The sequence below is a fragment of the Mycobacterium sp. VKM Ac-1816D genome, from assembly GCF_000416385.1.
GTDB lineage: Bacteria > Actinomycetota > Actinomycetes > Mycobacteriales > Mycobacteriaceae > Mycobacterium > Mycobacterium neoaurum_A.
Genome location: NZ_AOHQ01000144.1, coordinates 303,071 through 325,917 on the forward strand (window position 1 = coordinate 303,071; position 22,847 = coordinate 325,917).

Annotated in this window: 23 protein-coding genes; 12 read left to right on the plus strand and 11 right to left on the minus strand. The window is 68.6% G+C overall.

Annotated elements, in window-relative coordinates:
- Nucleotides 1-17: 17 nt before the first annotated feature.
- On the minus strand, nucleotides 18-836 hold the full coding sequence (locus G154_RS23275) for a bifunctional 2-polyprenyl-6-hydroxyphenol methylase/3-demethylubiquinol 3-O-methyltransferase UbiG (protein ID WP_019513602.1): 819 nt from the start codon (nucleotides 834-836) through the stop codon (nucleotides 18-20).
- A gap of 197 nt (nucleotides 837-1,033) precedes the next feature.
- Between G154_RS23275 and G154_RS23280 the strand changes: the two genes are divergently transcribed.
- The 7 genes from G154_RS23280 to G154_RS23310 all read left to right on the plus strand — a co-directional run bounded on the left by G154_RS23280 (nucleotide 1,034) and on the right by G154_RS23310 (nucleotide 8,119).
- Nucleotides 1,034-1,825, plus strand: a complete 792-nt coding sequence (locus G154_RS23280) for an electron transfer flavoprotein subunit beta/FixA family protein (protein ID WP_019513601.1) — start codon at nucleotides 1,034-1,036, stop codon at nucleotides 1,823-1,825.
- 37 nt (nucleotides 1,826-1,862) lie between these two features.
- Nucleotides 1,863-2,819: an electron transfer flavoprotein subunit alpha/FixB family protein gene (locus G154_RS23285; protein ID WP_019513600.1), complete on the plus strand. Its 957-nt coding sequence runs from the start codon at nucleotides 1,863-1,865 to the stop codon at nucleotides 2,817-2,819.
- 285 nt (nucleotides 2,820-3,104) lie between these two features.
- Nucleotides 3,105-3,941 carry a GNAT family N-acetyltransferase gene (locus G154_RS23290; protein WP_019513599.1) on the plus strand — a complete coding sequence of 279 codons (837 nt, stop codon included), beginning with the start codon at nucleotides 3,105-3,107 and terminating at the stop codon, nucleotides 3,939-3,941.
- A complete protein-coding gene (locus G154_RS23295) occupies nucleotides 3,938-4,810 on the plus strand; it encodes a 1-acyl-sn-glycerol-3-phosphate acyltransferase (protein WP_019513598.1) in 873 nt (290 codons plus the stop codon). The genes G154_RS23290 and G154_RS23295 overlap by 4 nt, the downstream gene beginning before the upstream one ends.
- A gap of 47 nt (nucleotides 4,811-4,857) precedes the next feature.
- Nucleotides 4,858-6,045, plus strand: coding sequence for a cysteine desulfurase family protein (locus G154_RS23300; RefSeq protein WP_019513597.1), 1,188 nt, complete (start codon nucleotides 4,858-4,860; stop codon nucleotides 6,043-6,045).
- Nucleotides 6,042-7,112, plus strand: a complete 1,071-nt coding sequence (mnmA, locus tag G154_RS23305) for a tRNA 2-thiouridine(34) synthase MnmA (protein ID WP_023985553.1) — start codon at nucleotides 6,042-6,044, stop codon at nucleotides 7,110-7,112. The genes G154_RS23300 and mnmA overlap by 4 nt, the downstream gene beginning before the upstream one ends.
- A complete protein-coding gene (locus G154_RS23310; protein WP_019513595.1) occupies nucleotides 7,109-8,119 on the plus strand; it encodes a methionine synthase in 1,011 nt (336 codons plus the stop codon). Before mnmA ends, G154_RS23310 begins: the two co-directional genes overlap by 4 nt.
- A gap of 12 nt (nucleotides 8,120-8,131) precedes the next feature.
- Here G154_RS23310 and G154_RS23315 read toward each other — a convergent pair whose 3' ends face one another.
- A complete protein-coding gene (locus G154_RS23315) occupies nucleotides 8,132-9,742 on the minus strand; it encodes a 4-coumarate--CoA ligase family protein (protein WP_023985554.1) in 1,611 nt (536 codons plus the stop codon).
- 105 nt (nucleotides 9,743-9,847) lie between these two features.
- Here G154_RS23315 and G154_RS23320 point away from each other — a divergent pair, with 105 nt between their 5' ends.
- Together G154_RS23320 and G154_RS23325 are read left to right on the plus strand one after the other, a co-directional pair.
- The gene (locus G154_RS23320; RefSeq protein ID WP_019513593.1) at nucleotides 9,848-10,747 is read left to right on the plus strand and encodes an alpha/beta fold hydrolase; all 900 of its coding nucleotides are present in this window, start codon (nucleotides 9,848-9,850) and stop codon (nucleotides 10,745-10,747) included.
- A gap of 10 nt (nucleotides 10,748-10,757) precedes the next feature.
- Complete coding sequence (locus tag G154_RS23325) at nucleotides 10,758-11,591, plus strand: hypothetical protein (protein WP_019513592.1); 834 nt, start codon at nucleotides 10,758-10,760, stop codon at nucleotides 11,589-11,591.
- Here the strand turns inward: G154_RS23325 and G154_RS23330 are convergent.
- The gene (locus G154_RS23330) at nucleotides 11,564-12,271 is read right to left on the minus strand and encodes a hypothetical protein (RefSeq protein ID WP_019513591.1); all 708 of its coding nucleotides are present in this window, start codon (nucleotides 12,269-12,271) and stop codon (nucleotides 11,564-11,566) included. The genes G154_RS23325 and G154_RS23330 overlap by 28 nt on opposite strands.
- The gene (locus G154_RS23335; RefSeq protein WP_019513590.1) at nucleotides 12,268-12,663 is read right to left on the minus strand and encodes an MmcQ/YjbR family DNA-binding protein; all 396 of its coding nucleotides are present in this window, start codon (nucleotides 12,661-12,663) and stop codon (nucleotides 12,268-12,270) included. Before G154_RS23335 ends, G154_RS23330 begins: the two co-directional genes overlap by 4 nt.
- Before the next feature lie 83 nt (nucleotides 12,664-12,746).
- On the opposite strand from G154_RS23335, the gene ligA reads away from it, so the two are divergent.
- The gene (ligA, locus tag G154_RS23340) at nucleotides 12,747-14,822 is read left to right on the plus strand and encodes an NAD-dependent DNA ligase LigA (protein WP_237742529.1); all 2,076 of its coding nucleotides are present in this window, start codon (nucleotides 12,747-12,749) and stop codon (nucleotides 14,820-14,822) included.
- Here the strand turns inward: ligA and G154_RS23345 are convergent.
- The 6 genes from G154_RS23345 to G154_RS23370 all read right to left on the minus strand — a co-directional run bounded on the left by G154_RS23345 (nucleotide 14,819) and on the right by G154_RS23370 (nucleotide 19,158).
- Entirely contained in the window at nucleotides 14,819-16,351 is a 1,533-nt protein-coding gene (locus G154_RS23345; RefSeq protein ID WP_019513588.1) for a polyamine aminopropyltransferase, read from the minus strand. The two genes, ligA and G154_RS23345, sit on opposite strands and share 4 nt — an antisense overlap.
- Nucleotides 16,348-16,836, minus strand: coding sequence for a DUF350 domain-containing protein (locus G154_RS23350; protein ID WP_019513587.1), 489 nt, complete (start codon nucleotides 16,834-16,836; stop codon nucleotides 16,348-16,350). Before G154_RS23350 ends, G154_RS23345 begins: the two co-directional genes overlap by 4 nt.
- A 17-nt stretch (nucleotides 16,837-16,853) precedes the next feature.
- Complete coding sequence (locus tag G154_RS23355; RefSeq protein ID WP_019513586.1) at nucleotides 16,854-17,285, minus strand: DUF4247 domain-containing protein; 432 nt, start codon at nucleotides 17,283-17,285, stop codon at nucleotides 16,854-16,856.
- Nucleotides 17,282-17,776: a DUF2617 family protein gene (locus G154_RS23360; protein ID WP_023985557.1), complete on the minus strand. Its 495-nt coding sequence runs from the start codon at nucleotides 17,774-17,776 to the stop codon at nucleotides 17,282-17,284. The genes G154_RS23355 and G154_RS23360 overlap by 4 nt, the downstream gene beginning before the upstream one ends.
- Before the next feature lie 8 nt (nucleotides 17,777-17,784).
- On the minus strand, nucleotides 17,785-18,399 hold the full coding sequence (locus G154_RS23365) for a DUF4178 domain-containing protein (RefSeq protein ID WP_019513584.1): 615 nt from the start codon (nucleotides 18,397-18,399) through the stop codon (nucleotides 17,785-17,787).
- 93 nt (nucleotides 18,400-18,492) lie between these two features.
- Nucleotides 18,493-19,158: an amino acid-binding protein gene (locus tag G154_RS23370; RefSeq protein WP_031601425.1), complete on the minus strand. Its 666-nt coding sequence runs from the start codon at nucleotides 19,156-19,158 to the stop codon at nucleotides 18,493-18,495.
- A gap of 70 nt (nucleotides 19,159-19,228) precedes the next feature.
- Here G154_RS23370 and gatC point away from each other — a divergent pair, with 70 nt between their 5' ends.
- Nucleotides 19,229-19,528 carry an Asp-tRNA(Asn)/Glu-tRNA(Gln) amidotransferase subunit GatC gene (gene gatC / locus G154_RS23375; protein WP_019513582.1) on the plus strand — a complete coding sequence of 100 codons (300 nt, stop codon included), beginning with the start codon at nucleotides 19,229-19,231 and terminating at the stop codon, nucleotides 19,526-19,528.
- The gene (gene gatA / locus G154_RS23380) at nucleotides 19,528-21,027 is read left to right on the plus strand and encodes an Asp-tRNA(Asn)/Glu-tRNA(Gln) amidotransferase subunit GatA (protein ID WP_019513581.1); all 1,500 of its coding nucleotides are present in this window, start codon (nucleotides 19,528-19,530) and stop codon (nucleotides 21,025-21,027) included. The genes gatC and gatA overlap by 1 nt, the downstream gene beginning before the upstream one ends.
- A gap of 13 nt (nucleotides 21,028-21,040) precedes the next feature.
- Here gatA and poxB read toward each other — a convergent pair whose 3' ends face one another.
- Nucleotides 21,041-22,768: a ubiquinone-dependent pyruvate dehydrogenase gene (gene poxB / locus G154_RS23385; protein WP_019513580.1), complete on the minus strand. Its 1,728-nt coding sequence runs from the start codon at nucleotides 22,766-22,768 to the stop codon at nucleotides 21,041-21,043.
- Nucleotides 22,769-22,847 lie beyond the last annotated feature (79 nt).

Below are 22,847 nucleotides of genomic sequence, written 5' to 3' on the forward strand. Positions count from 1 at the left end.
CCGGGGTGGGGTTGTGCTCAGTCACCGCGCACCGCGATCGCCACCAGGTCCAGGCTGTCATCGATGGCACGGTTGTCCTGGCAGTCCTCGACCAGGTCGAAGTCCTCGGTACGCACCGCGGCGACATCGGCGAGCAGCTCCGCCGACCACGGGGCATCGGCCACCGCACGCTGGATCTGCGCCTCGATGATCGAACCGCCGTGGCGCGCGTCGAGCTCGGCAAGACCGGGGCCATGGAAGACCCCGAGCATGGACTCGACGCGGAAGCCGCCCGCCACGAGCAGTTCGGTGAGTTCGGCGGCATTGAGCTCACGGGTGTGGAAGGGGTTCAGCGGGGTGTCGCGGCCCGGGGAGAAGGTGATGCGGTTCGGCGTCGACATCAGCAACAGCCCACCGGGGCGCAACACGCGTGCGCATTCGCCGACGAACTGCCCCTGGTCCCAGAGGTGCTCGATGACCTGGAAGTTGACCACCACATCCACCGACCCATCGGCCAGCGGCAACTCGGCGAGGTTGCCGAGGGTCATCTGTACCCGCGGGTACTTGGCCCGGATGTGCGCGACGGCCTGTTCGTCGTAGTCGACCCCCACCACGGAGCGGGCCACCTGCGCGATCAGGTCGGCGCCGTAACCCTCGCCGGGCCCGGCTTCCAGCACGTCACGGCCGGCGCAACGGTCGGCCAGACGCTGGTAGACGACCTCGTGGCGGCGGAACCAGTAGTTCTCCTCGGCAAGGCCCGGAATGGTCCGTTCACCGGTCAGGGGCAGACAAGGGTCGACGCCGGTGCCCGCCTTGGCGGGACCACCGGAGTTCTCGACCGAACCGAATGTGCTCATTGGAAGGCAGGCTAACCCGTGATGGCCGGTTCGCGAACGGATGCCCGACCGACCGTGCGGTCGGTAGATGGCGATTGACCAGTTATGGTGTCCGTACGTGCCGCTCAAGTTACCGGCGAGTAACCTGGGGGCCGTTGCGTGAAACGTGATATTGCCAGGCCGGCAGACGGCCTCATCGAGGAGGACGAACCACACTCATGACGAACATCGTGGTCCTGATCAAGCAGGTCCCTGATACCTGGTCGGAACGCAAGCTCTCCGACGGTGACTACACGCTCGATCGCGAGGCGGCCGACGCCGTGCTCGACGAGATCAACGAGCGCGCCGTCGAAGAAGCGCTGCTCATCAAGGAACGTGAGGGTGGCGACAGCACGGTGACCGTGCTGACCGCCGGCCCCGAGCGCGCCACCGAGGCCATCCGCAAGGCACTGTCCATGGGCGCCGACAAGGCCGTCCACCTCAAGGACGACGGCCTGCACGGCTCGGACCTCATCCAGACGGGTTGGGCGCTGGCCCGCGCGCTGGGCACCATCGAGGGCACCGAACTGGTGATCGCCGGTAACGAGGCCACCGACGGTGTCGGCGGCGCCGTGCCTGCCGTCATCGCCGAGTACCTCGGTCTGCCGCAGCTCACCCACGTGCGCAAGCTCAATGTCGAGGGCGGCAAGGTCACCGCCGAGCGCGAGACCGACGACGGTGTCTTCGGCCTGGAGGCCACCCTGCCGGCCGTGGTCAGCGTCAACGAGAAGATCAACGAGCCGCGCTTCCCGTCCTTCAAGGGCATCATGGCCGCCAAGAAGAAGGAAGTCACCGTCCTGACCTTGGCCGAGATCGGTGTGGAGCCCGACGAGGTCGGCGTGGCCAACGCAGGCACCAAGGTGCTCTCGTCGACCCCGAAGCCCCCGAAGACCGCCGGCGAGAAGATCACCGACGAGGGCGAAGGCGGCACCAAGGTCGCCGAGTACCTGGTCGCCCAGAAGTTGATCTAGTAGCTGACCCTCAGACACACACTCAAAGGACAGATTCATGGCTGAAGTACTCGTGCTCGTCGAGCACGCCGAAGGTGCACTGAAGAAGGTCAGCACCGAACTCATCACCGCTGCCCGCGTGCTGGGTGAGCCGTCCGCCGTCGTGGTGGGCGCTCCCGGCACCGCCGCCGGCCTGACCGACGGCCTCAAGGCCGCCGGTGCGGCCAAGATCTACGTCGCCGAGTCGGCCGACGTGGACAACTTCCTGGTCACCCCGAAGGTCGACGTGCTGGCCGCGCTCGTCGAGTCCGCATCGCCTGCCGGTGTGGTCATCGCCGCCAGCGCCGAGGGCAAAGAGGTTGCCGGCCGGCTGGCCGCGCGCCTGGGCTCCGGCCTGCTGGTCGACGTCGTCGGCCTGAAGGACGGCGGCATCGGGGTCTACAGCATCTTCGGTGGCGCGTTCACCGTCGAGGCGCAGGCCACCGGCGAACTGCCCGTCATCACCATCCGCCCGGGTGCCGTCGACGCCGAGCCCGCCGATGGTGCCGGTGAGGTCGTCGAGGTCGAGGTTCCGGCCCAGGCCGAGAATGCGACGAAGATCACGTCGCGCGAGCCGGTCGTCGCCGGTGACCGCCCCGAGCTCACCGAGGCCAGCGTCGTGGTCGCCGGTGGTCGTGGTGTCGGCAGCGAGGAGAACTTCAAGGTCGTCGAGGAGCTGGCCGATTCGCTCGGCGGCGCCGTCGGCGCCTCGCGCGCCGCGGTGGACTCCGGTTACTACGCCGGTCAGTTCCAGGTCGGCCAGACCGGTAAGACCGTGTCGCCGCAGCTGTACATCGCGCTCGGCATCTCCGGTGCGATCCAGCACCGCGCCGGCATGCAGACGTCCAAGACGATCATCGCGGTCAACAAGGACGAAGAGGCGCCGATCTTCGAGATCGCCGACCTCGGCATCGTGGGCGACCTGTTCAAGGTCACCCCGCAGCTGACCGAGGCGGTCAAGGCCCGCAAGGGTTAAGCAGCTCGACAACCAACAGAGGCGCCCCGGGACACCAGTTCCCGGGGCGCTTTTGCGTGTGTGTGGTCACCTCGAGATCGATGTTTCTGCGCTCATAAAGGCCTGCAGACCGCAGAAACGTCCATCTCGGCGCGCCGTGGCAGGTGTGTTCATGTGGCGTGCACGGACACGTCACGCTGGCGATGCCGTCCGGAGATCCGCAGGCGCGAGCGTGCTGCATATGAGCGACGCTTGCGGAGCGAACCAACAGGTGGCATGCGGGACCCGAGCCTGCGAGGGAATCGCATGAGCACCGCATCCGTACTCATACCCGCCGATGACACCGCGCAGGCGATTTCGGGCGCCCCGGCGCCGCGTTACACCCTGCTGCTGTCCACCGAACCCGAGCACATCGAGGCGGCCCAGCGGCTGCGTCACGAGGTGTTCACCTCCGAGCCCGGTTTCGCCTTGACCGCGAGCCCCGACGGCCTCGACGCCGACCGCTTCGACCAGTACTGCGATCACCTGCTCGTCCGCGAAGATGGTTCCGGAGAGTTGGTCGGCTGCTACCGTATGCTGCCGCCGCCGGGTGCCATCGCAGCCGGAAGTCTCTACACCGCAACCGAATTCGATGTCCGCTCGCTGGACGCCCTGCGGCCGTCACTGGTCGAGATGGGGCGCGCCGTGGTGCGCTCGGACCACCGCAACGGCGGTGTGGTGCTGCTGATGTGGGCGGGCATCCTGGCCTACCTGGACCGCTGTGGCTACGACTACGTCACCGGGTGTGTCTCGGTGCCGACGCACCCCGCCGGTGAGGTACCCGGCAGCGAGCTGCGCGGGGTGCGCGATTTCGTGATGCGCCGCCACCGCGCGCCCGCCGAGTACACGGTGCGGCCCTACCGCCCGGTGGTCATCGACGGCCGCGGGCTCGACGACATCGCGCCACCGGCCCGGATCAGCGTGCCCGCGCTGATGCGCGGCTACCTGCGCCTCGGCGCCCAGGTGTGCGGCGAACCGGCCCACGATCCCGAGTTCGGCGTCGGTGACTTCCCGGCCCTGCTGGGTAAGCGCAACGCCGACATCCGCTATCTGAAACGCCTGCGCTCGGTGTCGCAGGCCACCGAGGGGGAGGCACGCTCGTGACCGTCACCGGAAATCCCTGGCTGCCCAAGGCAACCTGCGACGAAGGCTGCATGCACGCCGGTGCCGCGGCGCTGGGCTCACGACGGGCCGTCTGGACCCGCACCACGCTGCGGGTGACCGGTGCGGTGCTGCTCTTCCTCGCCGTGCCGCTGCTGGCCGTGCCGCTGCCCGGCCGCTCACACCTGCAACGCGCCTACTGCCGGCTGATGCTGCGCTGTGTCGGCGTCCGGATCACCGTGTCCGGCGGCCCCATCCGCAACCTGCGCGGTGTCCTGGTGGTCAGCGGGCACGTGTCCTGGCTGGACATCTTCAGCATCGGTGCGGTGCTGCCGGGATCGTTCGTCGCCCGCGCCGATCTGATCGACTGGCCGGCCCTGGGCGTCGTTGCCAGGATCATGAAGGTGATCCCGATCGAGCGGGAGAACCTGCGCAGGCTGCCCGCGGTCGTCGGTGCGGTCGCGGCCCGGTTACGCGGCGGGCACACTGTGGTCGCCTTCCCCGAGGGGACCACCTGGTGTGGCCTCGGCTACGGTCCGTTCCGCCCGGCGATGTTCCAGGCCGCCGTCGACGCGGGGCGCCCCGTGCAACCGCTGCGGCTGACCTACCACCACCGCGACGGCAGCCCCTCGACGGTGCCCGCCTATATCGGCGAGGACACCCTGCTGGCCTCCATCCGCCGCCTGGTCACCGCCCGGCGCACCGTCGTGCACGTTCAGGTGCAGTCCCTGGAGCTGCCGGGTGCCGATCGCCGGGATCTGGCCGCTCGTTGCGAGGCCGCCGTGCGTGGTCCCGGGGCGGTCTCGGGCCACCGGCGCCCCGCCAGGACCGCCGAGACGGGCGCCGCGGCCGGTGAGGTATTGGTGGCCTGACCGCGCTGGATCGGGCGAGCGCCCGCGGCGGCTATCCTGGATGGGCCATGAGCGCCGCTTACCTGGACCACGCCGCCACCACACCGATGCACCCCGCTGCCATCGAGGCGATGACGTCGGTGCTGAGCACGGTGGGCAATGCCTCCTCGCTGCACACCTCCGGTCGGGCCGCCCGGCGCCGCATGGAGGAGGCCCGTGAGACGCTGGCGCAGCTGCTGGGCGCGCGCCCGTCGGAAGTGATCTTCACCGCAGGCGGCACCGAATCGGACAACCTCGCCATCAAGGGCATCTTCTGGGCGCGTCGCGACGCCGATCCGCGCCGCCGCCGCATCGTCAGCGCGCCGGTGGAACACCACGCTGTGCTCGATGCCGTCGAGTGGCTCGTCGAGCACGAGGGTGCCGACGTCAGCTGGTTGCCGGTGGACGCCGAGGGTGCGGTGTCGGCGGAGGATCTGCGCACGGTGCTCGCCGCCCACGACGATGTGGCGTTGGTGTCGTTGATGTGGGCCAACAACGAGGTGGGCACCATCTCGCCGATCGCCGAGCTGGCTGCCGTCGCCGCCGAGTTCGATGTGCCCATCCACAGCGATGCCATCCAGGCGGTCGGGCACATCCCCGTCGACTTCGCCGCCAGCGGCCTGTCGGCGATGAGCCTGGCCGCGCACAAGTTCGGCGGCCCGGCCGGTGTCGGCGCGCTGTTGCTGCGCCGCGACACCGCGTGCGTACCCGTGTTGCACGGCGGTGGTCAGGAACGCGATGTCCGCTCCGGGACACCGGATGTCGCCGGCGCGGTCGGCATGGCCGCCGCGGCGAAGGCCGCTGTCGACGAGCTGGCCGACAACAGCGCCCGCGTCGCGGCGCTGCGTGACCGGCTGATCGCCGGTGTGCGTGCCGGCATAGAGGACGTCGACGTCAACGGCGCCGATGGCGACCGCCGGCTGCCGGGCAACGCGCACTTTACCTTTCGCGGTTGCGAGGGCGACGCCCTGCTGATGCTGCTGGACGCCAAGGGTATCGAGTGCTCGACCGGTTCGGCATGTACCGCCGGGGTCGCCCAGCCCTCCCACGTCTTGATCGCGATGGGCGCCGATCCGGCGGCCGCGCGGGGATCGTTGCGATTGTCGCTGGGGCACACCAGCACCGAAGCCGATGTGGATGCCGCGCTGGCCGTGCTGCCCGCGGCGGTGCAGCGCGCCAGGGAGGCCGCGCTGGCCAGTGCGGGGACCCGCGCATGAGGGTATTGGTCGCGATGAGCGGCGGAGTCGATTCCTCGGTCGCCGCCGCGCGCATGGTTGACGCCGGACACGATGTCGTCGGCGTGCACCTCGCGTTGTCGTCCGCGCCGGGCACGTTGCGCACCGGGTCGCGGGGGTGCTGCTCCAAGGAGGATGCCGGCGACGCCCGGCGCGTCGCCGATGTTCTCGACATCCCGTTCTATGTATGGGATTTCGCGGATCGCTTCAAGGAAGAGGTGATCGACGATTTCGTCGACTCCTACGCCCGCGGCGAGACGCCCAACCCGTGCGTGAAATGCAATGAGACGATCAAGTTCTCCGCGCTGTCCGCGCGGGCCCTGGCCCTCGGTTTCGACGCGGTGGCCACCGGCCACTACGCCCGGCTGTCCGACGGCCGGCTGCGCCGCGCCGTCGATACCGACAAGGACCAGTCCTACGTGCTGGCGGTGCTGACCGCAGAACAGTTGCGCCACGCCGTCTTCCCGATCGGCGACACCCCGAAGTCGGAGATCCGTGCCGAGGCGGCCCGCCGTGGGCTCGCGGTCGCCGAGAAACCGGACAGCCACGACATCTGCTTCATTCCCTCCGGTGACACCCGCGCCTTCCTCGGCGCCAAGATCGGCATCCGGCCCGGCGCGGTGATCGACGCAGGGGGGACCGTGCTCGCCGAACACGAGGGTGTGCACGGCTTCACCATCGGCCAGCGCAAGGGCCTGGGCATCGCCGGTCCCGGCCCCGACGGTCAGCCGCGCTACGTCACGGGCATCGATGCCGTCACCGGCACGGTGCGTGTCGGCCCCGCCGAAGATCTCGATGTCCGCGAACTTGTCGGCGACAAGCCGGTTTTCACCGCAGGCGTCGCGCCCGGGGGACCGGTAGCGGGTGTCATCCAGGTGCGCGCACACGGCGGGCTTGCCGCGGCCGTGGTCGACGTCGCGGACGGCAGGCTGATGGCCGACCTGCGCGAACCGCTGCGCGGGGTGGCACCGGGCCAGACGATGGTGCTCTACCGGCCGGACCCCGACGGTGACGAGGTCATCGCCAGCGCGACCGTCGCGCGCGCGTGAGCGTTTTCGCCGCCGCCACCGGGATCGGCTCCTGGCCGGGCGTCTCGGCACATCAGGCCGCCGAGATCATCGTCGGCGAGTTGCACTCGCTGGCGCATGTGGTCGAACTTCCGGGCCGCGGTGTCGGCGCCGACATGATCGGTCGTACCGGTGCGCTGCTCGTCGACATCGGTATCGATACCGCGCCGCGGGCCTACCGCATCGCCGGTGGCCGCAGCGCGGTGCTCCGGCGCGCGGTAAGCCTGCTCAACGAGGACCTCGATGCGCTCGAAGAGGCGTGGGAGAAGGCCGGATTGCGTGGGCAGGGCCGCACCGTCAAGGTGCAGGCCGCGGGGCCCATCACGTTGGCCGCCGAACTCGAGCTACCCAACGGTCACCGCGCGATCACCGATGCCGGAGCGCTGCGTGATCTGGCCGGATCGCTGTCCGAGGGCCTGGCTGCCCATCGCGCCGAGGTGGCCCGGCGACTGGACGCCGACGTCGTCGTGCAGCTCGACGAGCCAATCCTGCCCGCCGCGCTGGCCGGCCGGTTGACCGGTGTCACCAGCCTGTCGCCGGTGCACCCGGTCGACGAGCAGCTGGCCGCGGCGCTGCTCGACGAGGTGATCGGCGCCGTCGACGGACCGGTTGCCCTGCATAGCTGCGCCGCCGACCTGCCGTGGATGTTGTTGCAGCGCAGCGCATTGGCCGCGATCTCGGTCGATGCCTCGACGCTGCGGGCAGGCGATCTGGACGGGGTGGGGGAGTTCATCGAGTCGGGCCGCACCGTGTTGCTCGGGGTAGTTCCCGGCACCGCCCCCGCGCAGCGGTGGGTGCCCGAACACGCCGCCGCCGCGGCCGCGGCGGTGACCGACCGGCTCGGATTCGCCCGCACGATCCTGCGGGATCGCGTCGGCATCACCCCGGCCTGTGGACTGGCCGGCGCCACCGAGGGCTGGGCACGGGCCGCCCTTTCGCTGGCGCAGAAGGCGGCCGACGGACTGGCGGCCGATCCCGAAGCGATCTGACCGCCGGCCCCCTCAGCTGCCGCGTAGGTCCTTGCGCAGGATCTTCCCGGATGCCGATTTCGGGATGGCGTCGATGAACGCGACCTGCCGCACCTTCTTGTACGCCGCGACCTGGCCTGCGACGTAATCCATCACGGCCTCGGCGGTGAGGTCGGTATCGGGCTGGGGCACCACGAACGCCTTGGGCACTTCCTCACCGGACTCGGTGTCGACGACACCGATGACCGCGGCATCCGCGATCGAAGGATGGCCGAGCAGAACGGCTTCCAGCTCGGCGGGGGGCACCTGGTAGCCCTTGTACTTGATCAGCTCCTTGAGCCGATCGACGATGAACACGCAGCCGGTCGGGTCCACCCGGGCCAGATCGCCGGTGTGCAGGAAGCCGTCGGCGTCGATGGTCTGCCGGGTGGCCTCCTCGTTGTTCAGATAACCGGCCATCACATTCGGCCCCTTGAACCACAGTTCGCCGGTGTCGGACAGGCCCGACTCCGGGAGCCCGATCTCGGCGCCGGTCTCCGGGTCGATCAGCTTGCTCGACGAGTTGGGCACCGTCCAACCGCACGAACTCATCGGTGCGCTCGTGCCGAGCGCCTCCTTGCCGCCGTCGAACGGGGTCAGGTGGCTCACCGGGCTGAGTTCGCTCATGCCATAGCCCTGCACCAGCGGGGTGCCCAGTCGGGCGGTGACGGCCTTGCCCAGTTCCTCGTCCAGCGGTGCGGCGCCGGACATGATGCCGTGCAGCGAGGACAGGTCGTAGTCGTCGACCAGCGGATGCTTGGCCAATGCCACCGCGACCGGTGGGGCGATGAAGGCGTGCGTGCACTTCTGCTCGGCGATGTTGGACAGGAACTCGGTCAGATCGAAGCTGGGCATGATGACCAGTTGCGCCCGTGCGTGCAGGGCGGCGTTGAGCAGCACCGTCATGCCGTAGATGTGGAAGAACGGCAGCACCGCCAGTACCCGGTTGCCGGCGGTCATCTTCTGCAGCGGGCGGATCTGGGCGACATTGGCCACCAGGTTGCGATGGGTCAGCATCACTCCCTTGGGATTCCCGGTGGTTCCCGAGCTGTAGGGGAGCACCGCCAGATGCGTGGCCGGATCGAATTCGACGGTCGGTGCGGCGTGGCCGGCACCGAGCAGGTCCGCGGCGTTGGGATGCCCGTCGGCATCGGCCCCGGGGCCGTCGAGCACGACGACCGCCGACGGGTCGAGGCCCGCACCCTGTGCGCCCTGTACGGCCTGCGGCTTGAGCGCCGAGATCGTCACCAGCAGTGCGGCTTTGGAGTCCTTGAGTTGTTTGGTGATGTCATTGGCGGTGAACAGCGCATTGATGGTGGTCGCGGTGGCGCCCGCCCGCAGGATCCCGTGGAACGCGACGGCGAAGGCCGCGCTGTTGGGGGCGAGCAGGCCGACGACGTCGCCGGGTCCGAGACCGCGGTGGGCCAGCGCGCCGGCGAAGGCGTCGATGCGCCCGATCATCTCGCGGTAGGTGGTCGGGGTGTTCGATTTGGTGTCCAACAACGCGACCTCGTCGAGCACCGCCGGATCGATATCGGCGAAGAGGTAGTCGTAGACGCTTGACGTGGGAATCTGCACCTGGGGGAAGGGGCTGTCGATACTCATGGTGTCGCCTATCTCATCATGACTCGCCCGCTCGTGTGGGCGGCTCGCGCGGATGATCGCCAATCGCTGTGATACCGGCGGTACCGCATAACGTACAGTGTCGTGATGCCCGTCGTCACAGACAGCCCGCCCGATCTTCCCGGCGTCGAACACCGCTATGTCGACCTCGGTTCGGGCGTCCGGATCCATGTCGCCGATGCCGGTCCCGCCGACGGTCAGCCGGTGATGTTCATCCACGGGTTCCCGCAGAACTGGTGGGAGTGGCGCGAACTCATCGCTCCACTGGCGGCCGACGGCTATCGAGTGCTGTGCCCGGACCTTCGCGGGGCGGGGTGGAGTTCGGCACCGCGGGATCGCTATCTGAAGAACGATATGGCCGATGATCTTGCCGCGGTCTGCGATCGTCTCGGCGTGGGCCCGGTGAAGCTCGTCGCCCACGACTGGGGCGGACCGGTGGCCACCATCTTCATGTTGCGCCACCCGGCGAAGGTGGCGGCGTTCATGGGGATGAACACCGCCGTGCCGTGGCTCAAGCACGACCGGGAGGCGATCCTGAACTTCTGGCGCATGTGGTACCAGGTCCCGATGATGCTGCCGGTGATCGGGCCACGCGTCATCGCCGATCGCAAGGCGCGTTATTTCAACCTGCTCGGACCGTGGGTGGGTGGGCAGTTCCAGACACCGCCCGCCGATATCGCGTTCTACGTAGACTGCATGCGTCGTCCCGGCTACGCCGAGGCGGGCTCGCGCTGGTACCGCACGTTTCAGCGGCGGGAGGCAATCCGTTGGCTGCGCGGCGAATTCGACCACCACAAGGTGAACGTCCCGGTGCGGTGGCTGCACGGCACCGACGACAAGGTGCTGACACCGGAACTGCTGCGGGTACTGCCCGAACACTGTTCGGACTTCGAGCTCGAGCTGGTGCCCGGCGTGGGGCACTGGATCGTCGAACAATGTCCCGAGCTCGTCCTCGACCGGCTGCGGACGTTTCTGAAGACCACTTAAGATCGGGCGGATGAGGTTGTCCGCGCTGGATCTGGCGACGCGCAAGTTCTGGCGCGCGACCGGCCGGGAGGTCGACCCGCAGGGTGACGAGTCATGGCTTGCCGCCCCGATGGGCGTCGCGGGCTGGATGCAGGCCGAAGCGGTCCGGCGCGGCGGAACGCTGGTCGACGACGACCCCGACGCGGGCCTGCAGCCGTCGCTGTCGGTGCTGGCGGGGCCGGGCTTCGATCCCGCCGTGGTGCACCCGGTGATCCATGACTTCTATACCCGCACCGCCCGATGGCGGATGGAGGTGTGGAGCAGTTGGTCCCCGCTGTTCTGGCCGGCCGGTGAAGCGGTGTCACGGCTTTTCGGCAGGCGAGTGCAGCAACTGGCGCTGCCGATGCGTCCGCTGGACGTGGCCTACGGCATGGACGGCAGGGTGTCGGTGATCAGCGATGCCTCCGGTGACCAGGCCGCCGCGGCGTGGGTGCGCACCCTGCGCCGCAGCGGTGACACGGTGTTCAGCGGATGTTACTCGCGCGCAACGCTTCCCGGTGCGCGACGGCCGAGTGTGCACGTCGCCTTCCCGCTGGAGGACGGCAACCTGCAGGTCTTCCTGCAGCCGCAACACCGGCCCGGTGGCGGTCTGCGCCTGGTCTCGCCGGCCGGTTCATGGGGCACCGACGGCGCCTACATCCTGGTTCGTGACCGCGGCCGGCATTTCGCCCGCCGGGTGCCGTTGCACGAGACGTTCGATCTCTACCTCGACGACGAGGCGGTGTTGCGCACCGACCACGTGCTGAGGATCTGGAACATGCCCGCGGTCCGGTTGCACTACAAGTTGGAACGCCACGGGACGTAACCGGTGCGACCGTTCCAGAACCCGTGCTCGGACAGCGGCCGAAACCGGTAGGTGGCGAATTCCCGGTGGAAGTCGCGGCGGCGCCGTTCGGTCATCGCGTCCGCATGGCGGCCGGGGTGCTCGATCCCGGCCGGCGCCCGCCCGTGGACCATATCGGTCATCGACTGCACCGACCGCCAGATCGAGAAGGTCGATACCGATCGCGGCGGGCGCATCGCGGCCAGCGCCAGCGTGGCATCGGGATGATCGCGCACCAATCGCTCGACCGGGCGGCCCCACGACAGGAAGCGCGGCAGTTCCGGCAACCGCATCCGGGCCAGTGTGACGGCGACGACGGGCTCGTCATCCTCCCAGCGGGTGGTCTGCGGGCGCAGATCAGACAGCTCGCTCACCGTGGACCAGCGGCGCAGGAAGGTCATCCGGACATGCCAGCCGGCGCCGAACCAGCCACCCTGCGGACCGGTCAGGAAGGCCTCGACGGCTGCCTCGTCGTCCCAGCGGGCAAACATCGCCATCCGGCGTAGCTGCATCCGCTCGGGGGACAATGCCGGCGCGCCCAACCGCATCAGGGCCAGGCACTCGGCGTGCCGCAGACCGTCCACCACCGGCGGCCGCCGCAGCAGCGGCATGCTCACCCGCGCGGGCATCTGGGCGAGGTGAAACGTGAAGATCCCGGTCATCGCGCGTCGAGCTCGCGGATCAATCTCTTGGCCGCCACCAACCGGAACGATGCGTCGACCAACTCCCGCACCTCGTTCCAATCCACCTCTGTCGCCGTGAGATCCAGGCCCAGCCAGCCGAACGGGCCCATGTAGGCGGGGAAGAAGAACCGGGCGTCCTGTTCCAGCGAGCGCCGGTCGGACTCGTCGACCTTGATCAACAGTGAGTAGGGGTAGACGATCATCCCCGCGTCGGATTTACGGCTGCCGCCGTACATGGCGAACATCTTCGGAGCGCAGAACACCGGTCGGCCCCAGGACACCTTCTCGAAGGCCTCCGGGAAGCCGAGGGCCACTCTGCGCAGCTCGGCCAACCCGAAATCATCGTCGGAGAACACGACCGGATGCGGCACAGGTGATGAGTTTAATCGCTCGCTGCCCCACCTCCGGCGCCCTTTTAGCTGGTGGGCCGGAGCCGTCGGTGCCCTGGACTAACCTGACCAGAGTGAGCTCACCGGATGCAGAGGCGCGTGGTCGCTGGCAGGAACTTGCCGAGGAGGTGCGTGGGCACCAGTTCCGGTACTACGTCAAGGACGCCCCGGTCATCTCCGACGCGGATTTCGACGTACTGCTGCGCCGCCTGGAGGCGCTCGAGGAGCAATACCCCGAACTGCGCACCCCGGATTCGCCCACGCAACTGGTCGGGGGTGCCGGCTTCGCCACAGATTTCGCCGCGGCCGATCACCTGGAGCGGATGCTCTCGCTGGACAACGCCTTCGACACCGACGAACTGTCGGCGTGGGCGGCGCGGTTGGGTGCCGAGATCGGTACCGAGATCGACTATCTGTGCGAGCTCAAGATCGACGGTGTCGCGTTGGCGCTGGTGTACCGCGACGGTGTGTTGGTGCGCGCCGCCACCCGCGGCGACGGCCGCAGCGGTGAAGATGTCACCCTGAATGCCCGCACCATCGACGATATTCCCGAACGACTCACCGGCACAGACGAATTCCCCGTTCCTGCGGTGCTCGAGGTGCGCGGCGAGGTGTTCTTCCGGGTCGCCGATTTCGAGGACCTCAACGCCGGTCTGGTGGCCGAGGGAAAGCCGCCGTTCGCCAACCCGCGCAACAGCGCCGCCGGATCGTTGCGCCAGAAGAACCCCGCGGTGACCGCGCGGCGGCGGCTGCGCATGATCTGTCACGGTCTCGGCAAGGCCGAGGGGTTCACCCCGACCTCGCTGCACGATGCCTACCGGGCGCTGGGCGGCTGGGGGCTGCCGGTGTCCACCCACACCACCCGGGTCCGCGGCATCGCGGCGGTCGCCGAACGCATCGCCTATTGGGGTGAACACCGCCACGACGTCGAGCACGAGATCGACGGCCTGGTGGTCAAGGTCGACGACGTGTCGCTGCAGCGCCGCCTCGGTGCCACCTCGCGGGCCCCACGCTGGGCGATCGCCTACAAGTACCCGCCCGAGGAGGTCACCACCAAACTCCTCGACATCCGGGTCAATGTCGGACGCACCGGACGGGTCACCCCGTTCGCCTACATGGAGCCGGTGAAGGTCGCCGGGTCCACCGTCGGGCTGGCCACCCTGCACAACGCATCCGAGGTCAAGCGCAAGGGTGTGCTGATCGGTGACACGGTGGTGATCCGCAAGGCCGGCGATGTCATCCCCGAGGTGCTCGCTCCGGTGGTGGACCTGCGTGATGGCAGTGAACGCGAATTCGTCATGCCGACGCATTGTCCGGAGTGTGGGACTGCCTTGGCGCCAGCCAAGGAGGGCGATGCCGACATCCGTTGCCCGAACACCCGAACCTGCCCGGCACAGTTGCGCGAGCGCGTTTTTCACGTCGCGGGCCGGGGTGCGTTCGATATCGAGGGCCTCGGTTATGAGGCGGCCAGCGCGCTGCTGCAGGCGGGGGCCATCACCGACGAGGGCGACCTCTTCACGCTGACCGCAGACCAATTACTGCAGACCGACCTGTTCACCACCAAGGCCGGTGCACTCTCGGCCAACGGTAAACGGCTGCTGGCCAACCTGGACAAAGCGAAGTCCCAGCCGCTGTGGCGGGTGCTGGTCGCCCTGTCCATCCGGCATGTCGGCCCCACCGCGGCCCGCGCGCTGGCCGGCGAGTTCGGCAGTCTCGACGCCATCCGGGCGGCCTCGGAGGCGGAGCTGGCCGCCGTCGAGGGTGTCGGGCCGACCATCGCCGCCGCCGTCATCGAATGGTTCGACGTCGACTGGCACCGCACCATCGTCGACAAATGGCAGGACGCCGGCGTGCGCATGGTCGACGAGCGGGACGCCGGTATCGAGCGCACGCTGGAGGGCTTGTCCATCGTCGTCACCGGCTCGCTCACCGGCTTCTCACGCGACGAGGCCAAGGAGGCGATTCTGGCCCGCGGTGGCAAGGCCGCCGGATCGGTGTCGAAGAAGACCTCCTATGTCGTCGCCGGTGACGCGCCGGGCTCCAAGTACGACAAGGCGATGGAGCTGGGTGTGCCGGTGCTCGACGAGGACGGGTTCGTGAAGCTGCTGAGCGAGGGGCCGGAGCCGACGGACGAGTCCTAGCGGTATCCCTGCCGCATGTCCTCGACGATGCGCGGGTTCTCCAACGTCGAGGGCGGCAGCACCCGCGGCGCGTTGTCCGGCGGAAAGACCGTCGCCGCGCGCAACACCTCCGGTGTCATGAAGCGCAATGCCGGCGCATCGGCGGGCAGCGTGGGCTGAGGTGCCGATGCGCCATACCTCGCCAGCGCGAAACCCCAGTCGCCGAAGGTGGGGACGTGAACGTGATAGGGCGTCACCGCGAAACCGGCCGCACCCAGCGTGGACACCGTCCGCCAGAATGCGTTCGGCGTCGAGAACGGGCTGCCCGACTGCACCACCACCAGCGCATCGGGGGCGAGCACCCTGGTGAGCATGGCGTAGAACTCGACCGAGTACAGCCGGCCCAGGACCGGATTGTCGGGATCGGGCAGATCGATGATGACCGAGTCGAAGCCACCTGCCGGCCGCACGGTGGGTTCGCGTAGCCAGGTCATCGCGTCGTCGATGATCACCTGCACGCGAGGATCGTCCAGCGCGCCGCCGTTGGTATCGCGCAGCGGACCGCGGGCCAGCTCGATGACCGCCGGGTCCAGTTCCACCTGCACGATGGTCTCGACGCGGGGCATCCGCAGCAATTCGCGGGCGGCCAGGCCGTCGCCACCGCCGAGGATCAGTACTGCCCGTGCGCCCTCGCCCACGGCGGGATAGACCAGGCTTTCTGTGTAGCGGTATTCGTCACGCGTCGAGAACTGCAGCCCGCCATCGAGATACAGCCGGGTGTCGGTGCCGCGGCGGGTGACGACGATCTCCTGATAGGCCGATTGTTGGTAGGCGATGATCGGGTCGGCGTAGAGCCGCTGCCGGGTGGTGGTCTGGATACCGTCGGAAGCGACGATCAGCGCGGTCAACGTCACCGCGGCGGTGGTCAGCACGGCCAGCGCCGCGCCGAGCTGGCGACGACCGATGATGCTGCGCAGCAGGAACACCGAGACCACCGCGGCGGCAGCCAGATTGATCATCCCGGTGACCGCGGCGCCACGGATCATCCCGAGCTGCGGCAGCACCAAGAAGGGCCAGGCGAGTCCGCCGATCAGCGCGCCCAGATAATCCGCGGCGTTCAGGTTGGCCAGCACCCGACCGGCGTCGGCGGCACCTGCGGTTCGGCCGCGCTGTAACAGCGTCATCAACAGCGGGACCTCGGCGCCCACCAGGGTGCCGATCAGTGCCGTGCCCAGCACCAGGATCCACAATCCGTCCCCGATGAACGAGAACGCCACATACATTGCGGCAGCGGATAATCCACCGATGAGGCCGAGTAGGGTCTCCACCGCGATGAAGGTGATGGCGGCGTGGCCGAGGAAAGGTTTGACCGCCAGCGCGCCGGCGCCGAGGGCGGCCACGAACCCCGCCACGATCAGCGAGGTCGCGACGATACCGCCGCCGTGCAGGCTGGTGGACAGCGTCAGCAGGGCCAGCTCGTAGATCAGCCCGCAGGCCGCGCAGGCCGCCACCGCGGCCAGCAGCAATGCCCGCCATCGGGTGGTGGTCATGACAGCGCGGCGGCGTTCACCCCTCCCACCGCCAGCAGGATCACCGCGGTGGCGATGGCACCGGGGTGCAGCTTCTCGTCGGTGATCAGGTCGCGGAACCGCCCGGGTACCAGCGCCTCCAAGACGAGCAGCGCGGCGGCCTGCAGCACCACGGCGACAAGTCCGTAGACAAGGGCGTCGATCAGGCCCTGCCCGAGCTGGGCCGAACTGCTCATGATGGCCACGGCTGTCACCAGTGACAACGACCCGTACATTCCGCACGCGACGGCGACCGCGTTGGGGCGGTGTTGGACGAAGATGTGCTCGCGCAGGCTACCCGGCGTCAGCAGATCGGTCAGCAGGAACCCCGCGCCGAACACGATGATGCCGACGACGAAGTACAGCACCGCAGCGACCACGTTCTGCGTCAGGCTGGTCGCGTCGACAGAGCCGAACTCCACGGCAAGGATCGACGGCGCCGCCGTCGAAAGGTCGGACGTACCCATCGGTCCCATCGGTTCTCCTACTTCGTTCCGCCGGGTCCGCCGGAGCTACCGCCCGCGCCGCCCGCTGGTGAGCCGGGGGTGAACCCCGGGCCAAGGAAAATGAATCCGCCGCCGCTGTACCGGGCGTTGGTGTCTTCGACCCGGATGCTGCACGGGTACCGGCCCTCGGGGCCGACGGTGACGATATCGTCGTTGTAGCGCAGATACTCGGTGCCGCGATCCGATGCCCGCGCCTCGGGTGCGTGGTAGTCGGCGATATCGTCGGCCACGGTTTTGGGTGACCCGCTGCATTCGTAGCGTCCGTTGCCGCCGTCAGCGGAGTACTGTCGGTATGTTTCCCGCACGTGGTTGCGAACATCCTTGTTCTGCAACGCGATTCCGCTGATGAGCAGCAGCACTCCGAGTGTGCCCAGCAGTGCGGAGAAGCCGAACAGTGTGTTGCGCGTCATGGCCGCCAACGGCTTTCGGTGTGCACGATCATGCCGCCGGCACCGCCCTCGGGATAGAGATGCCAGGTCTGCCACCGCCACCCGGGACCGTCGGGTTCGGCGCAGAGCGCCGTCAGGGCGGCGTCGTCGCCGGGGAAGCTGCCGCCCAGCCAACCGATCTCGTACTCACAGCGGGTACGCAGATCGGCGGCGATACGTCGGAAGGACTCCTCATCGTGCACGACCGTGTCGGACATCATCCGGTAGCCCGGGCGCTCCGCGGCGGCAGGCAGGTGCGTGCTGTCGCCGAAATGGTGGCAGGACACCTGCTCACAGAACGGTCCGACGGTGACGACATGGGATGCGCCGAGCACTCCCAGCACCAGATCGGCACCCGTGGGGTGCGCCAGCGTGGCGCTTGCCAGGACACTCGGCGCCGGCGTATTCAGCGCCAGCCGCAGGTTTGCGCCGCTGACATCGGCGGATGGCACGTGGAGTCGGTACAACGGCAAGGGAGTGCCTACGTTCCTGCCGCGGGAGCCGGGTAGACGGTCAGTTCGCCGGCGCGCACCCTGGTGCCGTAGGACACTTCCCACGGCATCTCCGGGGCCCATCGCTCATAGCCGAGCTTGGCGCCATCGGCTCCGGTGTAATCGACGTAATCCATGTCCCCGCCGGCAGGCAGCCCGGTGGTGCCCTCGGTGGTGTAGGAAGCACGGCCGTTCTCGTCGACGGTGAACGTCACGCCGTCGACGGTCACGCTGCTGCCCGGCTCGGCGGGCAGCCCGACCCGCTTGTGCCACCACATCAGTTCCAGCCGGCCCTCGTCTTCTTCGACGCTGAACCAGACCGGCGGTTCATCGGCCTTGCCCTCCAACAGGTGTTCCCACCAGACGAACGGGCCTTCGCGCAGCGTCACCGAACCGCGCACCACATAGTCGGTGCCGCCGTGGCTGATGATGGCTCCGGGTCCGAGCTGGCGCGGACCGAACGTCTCGGTCTGCGAGGCGAAGCGCATCGGATCCTCGCGTGCGGCAGGCTTCTTCGGCGTCTTGGGCTTGCTGCGCGCGACGAGGAAGACGATGACGGCGGCGAGGATGAGGACGATGGCCAGGACGATCAGCAGTTCTCCCACGCAAGACCTTTCATCGGATCACCGGCAGTCGGGACGCATTTCCACCGTAACAGCCAGGCGTACAGCCGACTCTCAGCTTTGTGTCGGTCCGGGTCAGCGCAGGATGGTCGCGACGATGCCGGCCAGATAGCCCAGCCGAGCCACCTCCGACGGGCGGAAATCAGGGCCGCCGGCCCGACCGAGCAGCACCGCGGTGTTCGGGTCACCCAGGGGCGCGGCCGCCAGCGCCATGTCGATATCGCGCCAGACCCGCGGCACCCAGTCCGCGGTCCCGTCGAGTGCCTCGGCGTGCTGCAGCGGTAGCCACGGCGCACTGGCGGCCTGGGTCTCCGGCGCACCGGAACTCCCGACGACGCGCTCCACCCCGTTGTCGGAGCCGTCGGAGCGGACCACGGTGCACCAGCCCACACGCAGCACCTTGGGCGCCTCGTCGGCGAGAACCTGCAGTTTGTCGTGGCGGCCGTGGGCGGCGGCGATGTGGTCGACGAGCTCGAGTTCGCGGTGTGCCTCCAGCAGCCCGGTATGCGGCCGCACGCTGTCGACGTAGACACCCTTGATGTGCTCGGCGGCGGTGATCAGCGCGTCGGGCATGGCGCCGGGCGGCAGCTCGACGACCAGATCGTCGATCGCGTAACCGGCCCCGCGCTCGACCACGTCGAGGGACAGGATGTCGGCGCCGACCGAACCGAGGGCCACGGCGAGGGACCCGAGGCTGCCCGGTCGGTCCTCCAGCTGGACCCGCAGCAGATAAGACGGCACGGCGAACACCCTGTCACAGGGATCGGGCCGCGGCGATTCGGCCCGAGGGTCACGACTAGGCTTGAGCGCCGTGTCCCAGATTTCCCGAGACGAGGTCGCCCACCTGGCGCGCCTGGCCCGGCTCGCCCTGACCGACGGTGAACTCGACAGTTTCGCCGGCCAACTCGATGCGATCCTGGGCCATGTCGGCCAGATCCAATCCGTCGACGTCACCGGTGTGCAGGCCACGGACAACCCGCTGACGAGCGTCAACGTGACCCGCCCGGATGCCGTCGTGGCCGGGCTGAGCCAGGACGAGGCGCTGGCTGCGGCGCCGCGGGCCGAGGACGGCCGGTTCGCCGTGCCGCGGATTCTGGGGGAGGCCGAATAATGGGTACCGACTTGATCCGCGAAGACCTCATTCGCGAAGACGCCGCCACCCTGGCCACCCGGATCGCCGCCAAAGAGGTGTCTTCGACCGAGGTGACCCAGGCGCATCTGGACCAGATCGCCGCCACCGACGAGCGCTACCACGCATTCCTGCACGTCGGCGCCGAGCAGGCCCTGGCCGCGGCCGCCGAGGTGGACGCCAAGGTCGCCGCCGGTGAGCAACTGCCGTCCGCCCTGGCCGGGGTCCCGCTGGCGCTCAAGGACGTGTTCACCACGACCGATATGCCGACCACCTGCGGATCGAAGATCCTGGAGGGTTGGAACTCGCCCTACGACGCGACGGTCACCGCGCGGCTGCGTGCGGCGGGTATCCCGATCCTTGGCAAGACCAACATGGACGAGTTCGCGATGGGCAGCTCGACGGAGAACTCGGCCTACGGACCGACCCGCAACCCGTGGGACACCGACCGGGTACCGGGCGGTTCCGGCGGAGGCAGCGCGGCCGCGTTGGCCGCGTTCCAGGCGCCGCTGGCCATCGGTACCGACACCGGTGGTTCGATCCGGCAGCCGGCCGCGCTCACCTCGACTGTCGGCGTCAAACCCACCTACGGCACGGTGAGCCGCTTCGGTCTGATCGCGTGTGCGTCCTCGTTGGATCAGGGCGGACCGTGCGCGCGCACCGTCCTGGACACCGCGCTGCTGCACCAGGTGATCGCCGGGCACGACCCGCGCGACTCCACCTCGGTCGATGTTCCGGTGCCCGATGTGGTGGCCGCCGCCCGTGCCGGCGCGTCCGGTGACCTCAAGGGCGTGCGTGTCGGTGTGGTCAAGCAACTGCGTGGTGACGGTTACCAGCCCGGCGTGCTGGCCGCGTTCAACACCGCGGTCGACCAGCTGACCGCGCTGGGCGCCGAGGTGATCGAGGTGGATTGCCCCCATTTCGACCACGCGATGGCCGCCTACTACCTGATCCTGCCCTCGGAGGTGTCCTCCAACCTGGCCCGCTTCGATGCCATGCGGTTCGGTTTGCGAGTCGGTGATGATGGCACCCACAGCGCCGAAGAGGTCATGGCGCTGACCCGGGCCGCCGGATTCGGTCCGGAAGTGAAGCGGCGCATCATGATCGGCACCTACGCGCTGTCGGCTGGGTACTACGACGCCTACTACAACCAGGCGCAGAAGGTCCGCACGCTGATCGCCCGTGATCTGGAGCAGGCATACGAGAAGGTGGACGTGCTGGCCACCCCGACGACCCCGTCGACCGCCTTCCGGCTGGGGGAGAAGGTCGACGATCCGCTGGCCATGTACCTGTTCGACCTGTGCACGCTGCCGCTGAACCTGGCCGGGCATTGCGGGATGTCGGTGCCGTCGGGACTGGCGGCCGAGGACAATCTGCCGGTCGGGCTGCAGATCATGGCGCCCGCGCACGCCGATGATCGGCTCTATCGCGTCGGCGCGGCCTACGAGCAGGCGCGGGGAGAGCTGCCCACCGCGCTCTAGGGGGTCTAGGGGATCAGTCCAGGATCCGGCGCGCCACATTGGTGCTGACGAGGTCGAGCAACTCGTCGGACCGGCCGGCCATGATGGTGCGGATCGCGTAGAGCGAAAAGCCCTTGGCCTGTTCGACGGTGATGGCCGGCGGGATGGACAGTTCCTGGCGTGCGGTCACCACGTCGATGAGTGCGGGCCCGTCGTGGGCGAAGGCATCGGTGAGGGCGGCCTCCAGGTCGCCGGGCTGCTCGACCCGGCGACCGAACAGTCCGAGCGATCGGGCGACGGCGGCGAAATCGGGATTGTGCAGGTCGGTGCCGAAGGTGACGATCCCGGCCGCCTTCATCTCCAACTCCACGAAGTTCAACGAGGAGTTGTTGAACACGATGACTTTCACCGGAAGTCGGTTCTGCGACAGCGTGATGAGCTCACCGAAGAGCATGGTCAGGCCACCGTCGCCGGCGAAGGCCACCACCTGCCTGTCGCGATCCACGGTCTGGGCACCGATGGCCAACGGCAGCGCACACGCCATGGTGCCGTGGTTGAACGATCCCAGCAGTCGCCGGCGGCCGTTCATGGTGAGGTAGCGCGCCGCCCAGACCACCGGTGATCCCACGTCCACGGTGAACACCGCGTCCTCGGCGGCGAGCCGATTAGCTACGGCGGCAAGGTGTTCGGGGCGAATCGGGGTGCGATCACGATCATTGGCCGCCAGCTCGTCGAGCCGGCGCCGGGTCTTGGCGTAATGGCGTAGCGAACGGTCCAGATGGGTGCGATCGCTCTTGGGGGTCAGCAGGGGCGTCAGCGCGGGCAGGGTATCGGAGACGGATCCGACAAGGGGCAGATCGACGTGGGTGCGCCGACCGATATTGCGGCCGCGGATGTCCAGCTGGATCACCACCGCGTTCTCGGGATAGAACTGCCGGTACGGAAAGTCGGTGCCGAGCATCAGCAGGACCTCGGCCTCCTTGATCGCCTTGTAGCCGGAGGCGAAGCCGAGCAGCCCGGTCATCCCGACGTCGTAGGGGTTGTCGTATTCGACGAATTCCTTACCGCGCAAGGCATGCACGACGGGAGCCTGCAGGGTGGCGGCCAACCGGACGAGATCGTCGTGGGCCCCCTCGGCGCCCGCGCCGGCCAGCACGGTGATCTTATCCGATCCGTTGAGAATCGTTGCTGCACGCAGCAATTCGTCATCCGTCGGGCGGGTGATCGAATGGGTGGCCAGCACCGGGGCGACCAGGGCATCGGTCTTGTGCAGGAACACCTCACCGGGGACCACGACGACGGCGACCCCGTTCTCGGCGATGGCCGCCCGCATCGCCATCCCAAGCACCCTGGGCGCCGATTCGGCCGTGGTGACCAGTTCGCAGTACACACTGCACTCGCGGAACAGCTCCTGCGGGTGGGTTTCCTGGAAGTATTCCGACCCGATCTCGGACTGCGGGATGTGCGCAGCGATGGCCAGCACCGGAACCCGGGAGCGCTGGGCGTCGAACAACCCGTTGATCAAGTGCAGGTTGCCCGGTCCGCAACTGCCGGCGCACACCGCAAGCCGGCCCGTCAGCGCCGCGTCGGCGGCCGCGGCGAATCCGGCTGTCTCTTCGTGGCGTACGTGTTCCCAGCTGAATCCCTCGGCGCGCCGGATGGCGTCGGTGAGTCCGTTCAGGCTGTCTCCGGGAAGACCGTAGATCCGGGAGACACCGCCGGCGTACAGGGTGGAGATGACGTGGTCTGCGACAGTCGTCATGACATCACCCTATGGTGGGATTCGGCTCGTCGCCGAGAAGTCATCAGTTCGACATGTCGATCAGCAGGAACACCGCGGG

Excerpts from the sequence above, each read along its gene's own strand:
- G154_RS23275 (WP_019513602.1), bottom strand. The coding sequence starts at position 836 with ATGAGCACATTCGGTTCGGTCGAGAACTCCGGTGGTCCCGCCAAGGCG.
- G154_RS23280 (WP_019513601.1), top strand. The coding sequence starts at position 1,034 with ATGACGAACATCGTGGTCCTGATCAAGCAGGTCCCTGATACCTGGTCG.
- G154_RS23285 (WP_019513600.1), top strand. The coding sequence starts at position 1,863 with ATGGCTGAAGTACTCGTGCTCGTCGAGCACGCCGAAGGTGCACTGAAG.
- G154_RS23290 (WP_019513599.1), top strand. The coding sequence starts at position 3,105 with ATGAGCACCGCATCCGTACTCATACCCGCCGATGACACCGCGCAGGCG.
- G154_RS23300 (WP_019513597.1), top strand. The coding sequence starts at position 4,858 with ATGAGCGCCGCTTACCTGGACCACGCCGCCACCACACCGATGCACCCC.
- mnmA (WP_023985553.1), top strand. The coding sequence starts at position 6,042 with ATGAGGGTATTGGTCGCGATGAGCGGCGGAGTCGATTCCTCGGTCGCC.
- G154_RS23315 (WP_023985554.1), bottom strand. The coding sequence starts at position 9,742 with ATGAGTATCGACAGCCCCTTCCCCCAGGTGCAGATTCCCACGTCAAGC.
- G154_RS23320 (WP_019513593.1), top strand. The coding sequence starts at position 9,848 with ATGCCCGTCGTCACAGACAGCCCGCCCGATCTTCCCGGCGTCGAACAC.
- G154_RS23325 (WP_019513592.1), top strand. The coding sequence starts at position 10,758 with ATGAGGTTGTCCGCGCTGGATCTGGCGACGCGCAAGTTCTGGCGCGCG.
- G154_RS23330 (WP_019513591.1), bottom strand. The coding sequence starts at position 12,271 with ATGACCGGGATCTTCACGTTTCACCTCGCCCAGATGCCCGCGCGGGTG.
- G154_RS23345 (WP_019513588.1), bottom strand. The coding sequence starts at position 16,351 with ATGACCACCACCCGATGGCGGGCATTGCTGCTGGCCGCGGTGGCGGCC.
- G154_RS23350 (WP_019513587.1), bottom strand. The coding sequence starts at position 16,836 with ATGGGTACGTCCGACCTTTCGACGGCGGCGCCGTCGATCCTTGCCGTG.
- G154_RS23355 (WP_019513586.1), bottom strand. The coding sequence starts at position 17,285 with ATGACGCGCAACACACTGTTCGGCTTCTCCGCACTGCTGGGCACACTC.
- gatA (WP_019513581.1), top strand. The coding sequence starts at position 19,528 with ATGGGTACCGACTTGATCCGCGAAGACCTCATTCGCGAAGACGCCGCC.
- poxB (WP_019513580.1), bottom strand. The coding sequence starts at position 22,768 with ATGACGACTGTCGCAGACCACGTCATCTCCACCCTGTACGCCGGCGGT.